1 protein-coding gene is annotated in these 1,042 nt (G+C 49.0%); it reads right to left on the bottom strand.

Annotated features, from left to right (window positions below):
- Positions 1-232: 232 nt before the first annotated feature.
- The gene (locus IE099_RS20600; RefSeq protein WP_189574734.1) at positions 233-784 is read right to left on the bottom strand and encodes a hypothetical protein; all 552 of its coding nucleotides are present in this window, start codon (positions 782-784) and stop codon (positions 233-235) included.
- Positions 785-1,042: the final 258 nt, after the last annotated feature.

Genomic DNA, 1,042 nt, shown 5'->3' with positions numbered 1-1,042 from the left:
ACTTGCAAAACACCAACTGGACAGCCATCGCCACCAGGTTCTCCTAAGCGATGAAATGGACCAATCGGGGTAGACATTTTACTAGAAGGATTCTTTTAAGCGAACGTTCAAGCACACCCAATCCGACCGACTCAGCGCGCTTTCACTACTTCTATCACGCTCCCTCCTTCCGTCAAGCCTCCGACTCGCCAGCGCGGTCGGATTTGTGGTGCTGCGCATTGTTAGGCAATGCCTAGTCAAACGGACGGCGGAAGTCTATTTTTGCTAACTTTCCGCTACTGTGACGCAACCAATGGACACCCTCTACATCAGTATATTCTAGGTCGATTAAGGGATAACCAAATATATCACTGCTCAAAATTCCGTATTCTATTGTATCATCAAGAGACTGACGGGGTGGAATAGTTCCAAAAACCACCTCAACGTCACCAAAGTCAGCGTCAAAGTTCTCCTGCTTGAATCCTCGAACAACACAGTCGTAAAAGGGAACGATTGTTGGGTTCTTAACGAATAATTTCCAATTGCCTTCGAATTCTTCACACCAGCCCGTTAGTCCGGCTTCCGAGGCTCCTGTTGTGAGCTCAACGAAAGTTCTCAGCTCGTGAATCTCCTTCCACTGCTTTAGTAACTCCGGTGAAAAATCAACTCCGTGGTTCTTATCTACTAGTGAGGCGCAAAACTCACACAACCAAATGCCGTTACTCGCTGATGACCTTTCGTCTGAGGTCTGAGAGCTGTTGAATCGTGGTCCTCCCTCACTTGCTGCATGAATATGGGCTGCCACCCCAGGCTTTATAGCCTTATTAGGATCTACTATTGAGGCACCTACCGTAGTTCGCTGACAGTCTGGATTACTACATCGATACGCAGAGCGCTCAGCCAGCAGACGCTTCACAGGTTCTAGAAATTCATCCCGCGCCATCTATTTTCTGCCTAACGTCTCAGCACACCCAATCCGACCGACTCAGCGCACTTTCACTGGTTCTATCACGTTCCCTCCTCCAGTCAATCTCCGACTCGCCAGCGCGGTCGGATTTGTGGT

The sequence above is a fragment of the Roseibacillus persicicus genome, from assembly GCF_014651675.1.
GTDB lineage: Bacteria > Verrucomicrobiota > Verrucomicrobiia > Verrucomicrobiales > Akkermansiaceae > Roseibacillus > Roseibacillus persicicus.
This window is presented reverse-complemented; position numbering and strand designations above follow the sequence as displayed.